8 protein-coding genes are annotated in these 8,126 nt (G+C 69.3%); 2 read left to right on the plus strand and 6 right to left on the minus strand.

Going from position 1 to position 8,126, the window contains the following annotated elements; genetic code table 11:
* Positions 1 to 71: 71 nt before the first annotated feature.
* From lgt to JZ791_RS16860, 6 genes are all read right to left on the minus strand, one after another.
* Complete coding sequence (gene lgt / locus JZ791_RS16835; RefSeq protein ID WP_216895899.1) at positions 72 to 1,241, minus strand: prolipoprotein diacylglyceryl transferase; 1,170 nt, start codon at positions 1,239 to 1,241, stop codon at positions 72 to 74.
* Positions 1,242 to 1,383: 142 nt separating this feature from the next.
* Positions 1,384 to 2,175 carry a tryptophan synthase subunit alpha gene (gene trpA / locus JZ791_RS16840; RefSeq protein WP_216895901.1) on the minus strand — a complete coding sequence of 264 codons (792 nt, stop codon included), beginning with the start codon at positions 2,173 to 2,175 and terminating at the stop codon, positions 1,384 to 1,386.
* Positions 2,172 to 3,482: a tryptophan synthase subunit beta gene (gene trpB, locus JZ791_RS16845; protein WP_216895903.1), complete on the minus strand. Its 1,311-nt coding sequence runs from the start codon at positions 3,480 to 3,482 to the stop codon at positions 2,172 to 2,174. The genes trpA and trpB overlap by 4 nt, the downstream gene beginning before the upstream one ends.
* Positions 3,479 to 4,303 carry an indole-3-glycerol phosphate synthase TrpC gene (gene trpC, locus JZ791_RS16850; RefSeq protein ID WP_216895905.1) on the minus strand — a complete coding sequence of 275 codons (825 nt, stop codon included), beginning with the start codon at positions 4,301 to 4,303 and terminating at the stop codon, positions 3,479 to 3,481. Before trpC ends, trpB begins: the two co-directional genes overlap by 4 nt.
* Positions 4,304 to 4,450: 147 nt before the next feature.
* Positions 4,451 to 5,287, minus strand: a complete 837-nt coding sequence (locus tag JZ791_RS16855; protein ID WP_216895907.1) for a TIGR02234 family membrane protein — start codon at positions 5,285 to 5,287, stop codon at positions 4,451 to 4,453.
* Position 5,288: 1 nt separating this feature from the next.
* Positions 5,289 to 6,836: an anthranilate synthase component I gene (locus JZ791_RS16860; protein ID WP_216895909.1), complete on the minus strand. Its 1,548-nt coding sequence runs from the start codon at positions 6,834 to 6,836 to the stop codon at positions 5,289 to 5,291.
* A gap of 365 nt (positions 6,837 to 7,201) precedes the next feature.
* Here JZ791_RS16860 and JZ791_RS16865 point away from each other — a divergent pair, with 365 nt between their 5' ends.
* Together JZ791_RS16865 and JZ791_RS16870 are read left to right on the plus strand one after the other, a co-directional pair.
* Entirely contained in the window at positions 7,202 to 7,507 is a 306-nt protein-coding gene (locus JZ791_RS16865; protein WP_216895911.1) for a hypothetical protein, read from the plus strand.
* A gap of 118 nt (positions 7,508 to 7,625) precedes the next feature.
* The coding region (locus JZ791_RS16870; protein WP_216895913.1) for a permease at positions 7,626 to 8,126 on the plus strand (501 nt) is incomplete at its 3' end.

The following is an 8,126-nucleotide window of genomic DNA, read 5'->3' on the forward strand; positions in this document are numbered from 1 at the left end:
CTGCGGTCCGTAACCCTGCGGCTGGTACGGATCGGTCACCGTCTTACCTCGCTTGTCTCCCCGCCGAACGGTTATCGGCCGCCCGCGTTGCTGTCCGATGTCTCGGCACTGCTCGCGGATTCAGCTTCCTCCGATTCGCCGCCCGGCGCATCGGATTTCGCCGAGGAGTCCGTTTCCTGCTCGCTGGGCGCCGTATCTTCCTTGTCGGCCGATGTCTTGCCGTCGGTGGCCGCTTCCGAATCCTTTTCCGTCGCAGTGGATTCGGCGGACCGGTCCGATTCCGGTTCCACGCGCCGCGCGCCGAACTCGCGCAACGCGCCCACCTGCCAGGGCCAGGGCCGATTGCCGCCCGGCTCCAGGGCCGCGGCGACCTCGCGCCCCTTGGTCGCGAGCAGGAAATACACTACGGCGCAGACGAATACGATCGTCGAGGTGAACGAGTTGATGCGGATACCGAAGATGTGGGTGGCGTCGTCGTCGCGCAGCAGCTCCACCCAGAACCGGCCGAAGGTGTAGACCGCCACATACAGCGCGAACAGCCGGCCGTGGCCGATCCGGTAGCGCCTGTCCAGCCAGAGCAGCACCGCGACGCCGATCAGGTTCCACACCAGCTCGTACAGGAACGTGGGCTGCACGATCCGCTGCACGACACCGGTGGACACGCCGTTCATCATGTCCAGCTGACCGTTGTGGTCGAAGCGCAGGAAGATCTCCAGACCCCACGGCTTGGTGGTGTCGTGGCCGTAGAGCTCCTGGTTGAAGTAGTTGCCCAAGCGGCCGATCGCCTGCGCCAGCAGAATGCCCGGTGCGATCGCGTCGCCGAAGGCGGGCAACGGGATTCGGTACACCCGGCACCCGATCCACGCGCCGACGCCGCCCAGCAATACCGCACCCCAGATGCCCAGGCCGCCGTCCCAGACCTTCAGCGCGTCCCACGGATCCTTGCCCGGATCGAAGTACCGGTACCAGTCGGTGCACACGTGGTACAGCCGCCCGCCGACCAGTCCGAACGGCACCGCGAACATCGCCACGTCCAGCACCGCGCCCGGCTTTCCGCCACGGCTCTCCCAGCGCCTCTCCCCGAGCCAGATCGCCACGATGATGCCGATGATGATGCACACCGCATACGCCCGCAGCGGCAGCGGCCCGAGGTACCACACCCCCCTGGGCGGGCTAGGGATGTACGCCAGCACGGCACCGTGGTTCGCAACGACACTATCGGCCAGGACTTGTACGGTCACGCGCCCCACCGTAACGGAGCCCCCCGACAGCTCGAGCGCCGCACCTCCCGAGTCCGGCCACGGCCTATCCGATAGTGCGCGGCGAGGCCCGCCTAACGTGACATTCGGCAGGTCCGGCCGCTTACTCGACCGTCCGCAGGGGCTACGAGGCGACTGTCGCCGCGCGCACACCCTCGGCCAGTTCGGCGGTCAGGGAACGCAGCGCGTCCAGCCCCTGGGCGGTGGCGGTGACCAAGGCCGAGCCGACGATGACGCCGTCGGCGTAGGCGGCGATCTCGGCGGCCTGAACGCCGTTGCGCACGCCGAGACCGACGCCGATCGGGATGTCCGAGTGGGCGCGGATGCGGGAGCACAGGGCGGGAGCCATGGAGGAGACCGCGTCGCGGGCTCCGGTGACGCCCATCGTCGAGGAGGCGTAGATGAAACCGCTACTGGCCTCGAGGGTCTTGACCAGCCGCTCCTCCGTCGAGGAGGGAGCGACCAGGAAGATGCGGTCGAGTTCGTGGGCCGCGGAGGCGGCGAACCAGGAGTCGGCCTCCTCGGGGATCAGATTGGGGGTGATCAGACCGGCGCCACCGGCGGCCGACAGATCGCGGGAGAAGCGGTCGACACCGTATTGCAGAACCGGATTCCAATAGGTCATCACGACGGCCTTGCCCCCGGCATTCGTGATTGCCTCGACCACGGAGAACACGTCGCGCACCCGCACACCGCCGCGCAGGGCCTGTTCGGCGGCGGCCTGGATGGTGGGCCCATCCATCACCGGATCGGAGTAGGCGATACCGACTTCGATGATGTCGCAACCGGATTCGACCATCGCGGTGCATGCGGCGATGGATCCGGCCAGGTCGGGGTATCCGGCCGGGAGGTAGCCGATCAGCGCGGCCCGGTTCTCGGCGCGGCAGGCCGCGAAGGTCTGGGCCAAGCGGCTCATTTCTCGGTCTCCTGTTTCCCGGCGCCATCGTCGAACAGGCCGAACCACCGGGCCGCGGTATCCATATCCTTGTCGCCGCGCCCGGACAGGCTCACCAGGATCAGCGCCCCCTCGCCCAGTTCGCGGCCCAGCTTCAGCGCGCCCGCGACCGCGTGCGCGGATTCGATGGCCGGGATGATGCCCTCGCAGCGCGACAGCAACAGCAACGCGTCCATCGCCTCGGTATCGGTGATCGGCGCGTACTCGGCGCGGCCGATGTCCTTCAGATAGGCGTGCTCGGGACCGACGCCCGGATAGTCCAGACCCGCCGAGATCGAATGGGATTCGATGGTCTGGCCGTCCTCGTCCTGCAGCAGGTACGAGTACGCGCCCTGGAACGCGCCGGGTGTGCCGCCGGTGAATGTGGCCGCGTGCCGTCCGGTCTCGACGCCGTCGCCCGCCGCCTCGTAGCCGATCAGGCGCACGCCCGGATCATCGATGAAGGCGTGGAAGATGCCGATCGCGTTGGATCCCCCGCCGACGCAGGCGGTGACCGCGTCGGGCAGCCGCCCGGCGTGGTCCAGCATCTGCGCCCGCGCCTCCATCCCGATCACGCGCTGGAAATCGCGCACGAGCAGCGGGAACGGGTGCGGACCGGCGGCCGTGCCGAAGGCGTAGTAGGTGCGGTCGGCGTTGGTGACCCAGTCGCGCAGCGCCTCGTTGATGGCGTCCTTGAGAGTCTGTGACCCGCTGGTCACCGCCACCACCTCGGCGCCGAGCAGCCGCATCCGGGCGACGTTGAGCGCCTGGCGGGCGGTGTCGACAGCGCCCATGTAGATCACGCACTCGAGGCCGAACAGCGCGCACGCGGTGGCGGTGGCGACGCCGTGCTGGCCCGCGCCGGTCTCGGCGATGACCCGGGTCTTGCCCATCCGCCTGGCCAGCAGCGCCTGGCCGAGCACATTGTTGATCTTGTGCGAGCCGGTGTGGTTCAGATCTTCCCGCTTGAGGAAGATGCGCGCACCCCCGGCGTGCTCGCCGATCCGCGCGCACTCGTACACCGGCGACGGCCGACCGGCGTAATCACGCTGCAGCCGGTCCAGCTCACCCAGGAAACCCGGGTCTACCCGGCACTTGTCGTATTCGGCGGTGACCTCCTCGATCACCGCCATCAGCGCCTCGGGCACGTGGCGGCCGCCGTAGACGCCGAAATGACCACCCGCGTCCGGCTCGTGACTGCGCTGGGTCACACCCGCGCTGGCCTGCGGCAGAACAGCGGGGCTCGCCCCGGTGGGCACGGCGGGGCTCGCCCCGGTGGTCTGGGTCATCGAGCGGCTCCCCTGCGCAGTGGTCGCGGGCAGGAGGGGTGGGTGCCGGCGGTCGCCAGCTCGGAGACCGCGGAGCGCGGATCACCGCTGGTTACCAGGGATTCGCCGACCAGGACCGCGTCGGCGCCCGCGCCCGCGTAGGCGAGCAGGTCGGCGGTGCCGCTGACCCCGGACTCGGCGATCCGGATGATCTCGGTGGGCAGGCCGGGTGCGATGCGCGCGAATACGTCGCGGTCCACCTCGAGGGTCTTGAGGTTGCGCGCGTTCACGCCGATGACCGAGGCGCCGGCCTCGAGGGCGCGGTCGGCCTCCTCCTCGGTGTGCACCTCGACCAGGGCCGTCATGCCCAGCGATTCGGTGCGGTCGATCAGCGAAGACAGCACGTCCTGCTCGAGGGCGGCCACGATCAGCAGGATCAGGTCCGCGCCGTGCGCGCGCGCCTCGTGGATCTGATACGGCCCGACCACGAAGTCCTTGCGCAGGATCGGCAGGTCTACCACCGCGCGCACCGAGTCCAGGTCGTCCAGCGAGCCGTGGAAACGGCGCTGTTCGGTCAGGACGCTGATGATCCGCGCGCCGCCGTCCTCGTACGACTTCGCCAGGCTGGCGGGGTCCGGAATATCGGCCAGCGCCCCCTTGGACGGGCTGGCCCGCTTCACCTCGGCGATGACTCCCACGCCGTCCTGATGCAGGACGGCCAGGGCATTGCGCGGAGAAGAGGTCGCCGCGGCGGCCTTCTTGACGGCCTGGAAGTCCAGGATGGCCTCACGAGCGGCCACATCCGCGCGGACCCCGTCGAGAATCGAGTCGAGTACCGTCATCTGGCTCGAATCCTTTCTGGGGAGACGGACTCGAGCCTGAGAAATCCCCACAGGCCGTGTCTCCTCACTGATGCTGTTAAAGGGTAAATGGCCGTGTTCGCCGCACCGACGGCGGGGTGTTCCGCACCGCACCTGGGGTGATGTGTTTCAGCGATCACGCCGGACCTCGTCGTCGGTGGGATCCGCGCCCGCGTCGAGCGCATCCCACAGCACACGCTCGGACAACGCCTCGGATGAACCGGAACCGGGTTGCGCCGCAGCGGATTCCGTCTCCTGCTCGACACTTTGCGGATCGGTTGCCACGGACTGCTCCGCGCGCAGGCGGGCCACCTGCTCGGCCGCGGCGGCGCGCCGGAAAACGGGGTTGTCGTATTTGCCGGACATCCGCGCGGCGGCCTCCGGCATGCGGGCCAGCAGCACCCCCGCGGCCAGGGCCAGCACCGCGCCCAAGACGCTGAGCGCCGCGGGGAACGCCGCGGTACTCACGTGGTCCAGATGGGCGCGGGCGGGCAGATCGGCCAGCACCATCGCGCGGTCGCCGACCCGGCCGTGCCTGGTCAGCAGCGCGAATCCGGGCACCGCGGCGACGGCGGCCAGCACCGCGACCATCACCCCGAGGACACGGCGCAGCCAGCCCCGGGTGGCGAATACGGCCGCGATACCGGCCAGCAGGACCAGCGCCAGCGGGGTGAGCGCGCCGAACCACACGCCGCCGTCGAGGCGGTGGGTGCTCGGTTCGGTGAGACCGTCGGAGGACACGATCGTCACCCACGTCATCCGGGACGAAGCCCACAGCGCCAGTGCCGCCAGGGCCAGCAGCATCACTGGACCGAGCGGATTGCGACGCTTGGCCGGAGCATCGGCCGCCGCCCGGTCGGCCTCGCCCGACGCGCGGGTCGAGTCGGCGCCCGGCGCCGCCGTATCGGATCGCGCCCGATCGGCCTCGGTGTGCGTACCGGTGGATTCGGATTCCGCCGACGCCATATCAGCCCGCGCTGTCCGGGTCGGGGGCGAAGGTGCGCACGGTGCGGGCGGCGGCGACCGCCTTGAGCACCGCCATCGCCTTGCTTCGGGACTCGTTGTCCTCGTATTCGGGTTCGGAGTCCGCGACGATCCCGCCGCCGGCCTGCACGTAGGCGATGCCGTCCTTGAGCAGCGCGGTGCGGATGGTGATGGCGGTGTCGGCATCACCGGCGAAGTCGAGGTAGCCGAGTACACCGGCGTACACCCCCCGACGGGTCGGCTCGAGCTCCTCGATCAACTCCATCGCGCGAACCTTCGGCGCGCCGGACAGGGTGCCCGCCGGGAAGCACGCCCGCACCGCGTCCAGGGCGATGCGGCCGGGTGCGAGCTGCGCGGATACCGTCGACACCAGGTGCATCACGTGGCTGTACCGCTCGACCTGCCGATAGTCGGTGACCTTCACCGTGCCCGGGGTGCAGACCCGGCCCAGATCGTTGCGGCCCAGATCGACGAGCATGAGGTGCTCGGCATTCTCCTTCTCGTCGGCCAGCAGATCCTTCTCCAGCAGCACGTCCTCCTCCGGGGTGGCCCCGCGCCACCTGGTCCCGGCGATCGGATGCGTGGTGGCGACGCCGTCCTTGACGGTCACCAGCGCTTCCGGACTGGACCCGACGATCGAGAACGCGGTGCCGCCCTCGCCGTCCGGAATGTGCATCAGATACATGTACGGGCTCGGATTGGACGCGCGCAGCATCCGGTACAGATTCATCGGGCTGCCGTCGTAGTCCATTTCGAACCGCTGCGACAGCACCACCTGGAACGCCTCACCGGCCTCGATCTCCTTGATCAGCCGCTGCACACCCGCGCCGTGCTGCTCACTGCTGCGCTGGCGGCGGTAATCGGGTTCGGGCCGGTCGAAGACCGAGACGGTGGAGTCGGCGGGCGCGGCCAGGGCGGCTGTCATCCGGTCGAGCCGGGCGACCGCGTCGTCGTAGGCCTCGTCGACGTGTTCGTCGTTGCCGTTCCAGTTGACGGCGTTGGCGATCAGCGTGATCGCGCCCTCGTGGTGGTCGACGGCGGCCAGGTCGGTGGCCAGCAGCATCACCATCTCCGGCACCTGCAGATCGTCGACGGCCAGTTCGGGCAGCCGCTCCATCCGGCGAACGATGTCGTAGCCGAGGTAGCCGACCAGGCCGCCGGTCAGCGGGGGGAGGCCGGGTAGTCGCTCGGTGCGCAGCACCTCCAGGGTCTCGCGCAACGCGGCCAACGGGTCACCGCCCGAGGGGGCGTCGGCCGGGGTCGCGCCCAGCCAGGCGGCCTGCCCGTCCACGACCGTCAGCGCGCTGGGGCTGCCCGCGCCGATGAAGGACCATCGCGACCACGATCGCCCGTTCTCGGCGGATTCGAGTAGGAACGTGCCCGGCCGATCCGCGCCGAGCTTGCGGTAGGCCGAGAGCGGAGTCTCCGAGTCCGCCAGCACCTTCCGCGTTACCGGGACTACCCGGTGTTCTGCCGCGAGGGCACGGAAGTGTTCGCGGGTGGTGGTGGTCGGATCACTTGCGCCGTGCATCCACCCATCATTTCAGGGACGGGCAAGTGAGATTCCCGCGGCCCACACGCAGCGGGAACGCCGACCGCGCGCAACTCGCCGCGCCGAGGGGCCGTCCGAGAGAGTTGGCGGTTCAACCCCGGTGCCTGTGGTGTGGGCGCTACCCTTACGAGCGCTGTTCGCGGCCCGAACCGCGGACACAGCCGAGCCCCGGCCAGCAGCGAATAACTGGGCAGCACCACCGGATCACCAACACCGTCGGACAGACGCCATCCGCTCTCGCGGCGTGGGCTCGTTCGTGGTCGAAACGCCTGTGCGAGCGCGCGTCTCGACTGCCGGGCTGCCGCGGCGCGCAAGGGCACACGAGACAGGAGGTTCACACCCCGATGTACCCGCCGCAACAGATCGCACCGGAGGGTCCGCGGCACGCCGCGCCGCAGCCCATGCGAGGCATGCACGGCCAGCCGCCGCAGGTGGCTCCGATCAACCAGGGCTTGGGCAAGCACAACGCCTTGGCCTCGTTCGTCACCTATGTGAAGGCCATGGAAAGCATGGACCCGCGCAAGTTCCCGGACGAGTACGCCGAGCACGCCGACCGCATCAAGGAGCTCAAGCCGTTCCTCAAGGCGCACGGCATCCTCGACGTCATGCAGATCAAGAATCCGGAGATCGCCACCCTCCTCGGAGCATAAGCGGGGCTGAGCGCACCAGATTTCACTCCACAGGCCGGGCGTGTACTGCGCCCGGCCTGTGGCAACTTCCAATTACGCTGGTCACATGACTCATGGGACTGTTGAGCAATCTTCAGGCATGACCAAATGGCGTAATCGGATCATCGCGGTGGTCGCGGTCGTCGCGGCACTGATCGTCGCTTATTTCATTCTCGCTTCGTTCATTCCGCGCTGGTGGGCCCAGCGCGTCGCCGCCATGTCGGGCCACGGCAGCTTCGCCAAGGGCATCTGGTCCGGTCTGGGCCTCGGCTTCCTGTGCACCGTCGTCCCTTTGTTTCTACTGCTGGGCGTCGTCACCACGTGGCGGCGGCGAGGCGGGCGATTCCTCGCCGGGGGCGCGGCGGTTCTGGCCGTAGCCACGGCGCTGCCCAATCTGATGACGCTCACGATCGTGTGGGGATCGAGCAACGCGGCCCATGCCGGGGAGCGGGTTCTGGACGTCGACGCGCCCGGCTTTCGCGGAGCCTCGTTGATCGGCGCCATCGTCGCGGCGGTGCTGTTCCTGCTGGTGCTGTTCCTGCGCGTGCGCTCGCGACTGCGCACGCGGCAAGCCGGGAAGCACCGACAGACACCCCAGGCC

The organism is Nocardia alni, from assembly GCF_019038435.1.
GTDB classification, from domain to species: domain Bacteria; phylum Actinomycetota; class Actinomycetes; order Mycobacteriales; family Mycobacteriaceae; genus Nocardia; species Nocardia alni.

Bases quoted from the DNA above. Each gene is read 5' to 3' on its own strand.
- trpC (WP_216895905.1), bottom strand. From the start codon at position 4,303: ATGACGGTACTCGACTCGATTCTCGACGGGGTCCGCGCGGATGTGGCC.
- JZ791_RS16855 (WP_216895907.1), bottom strand. From the start codon at position 5,287: ATGGCGTCGGCGGAATCCGAATCCACCGGTACGCACACCGAGGCCGAT.
- trpA (WP_216895901.1), bottom strand. From the start codon at position 2,175: ATGAGCCGCTTGGCCCAGACCTTCGCGGCCTGCCGCGCCGAGAACCGG.
- trpB (WP_216895903.1), bottom strand. From the start codon at position 3,482: ATGACCCAGACCACCGGGGCGAGCCCCGCCGTGCCCACCGGGGCGAGC.
- JZ791_RS16860 (WP_216895909.1), bottom strand. From the start codon at position 6,836: ATGCACGGCGCAAGTGATCCGACCACCACCACCCGCGAACACTTCCGT.
- JZ791_RS16865 (WP_216895911.1), top strand. From the start codon at position 7,202: ATGTACCCGCCGCAACAGATCGCACCGGAGGGTCCGCGGCACGCCGCG.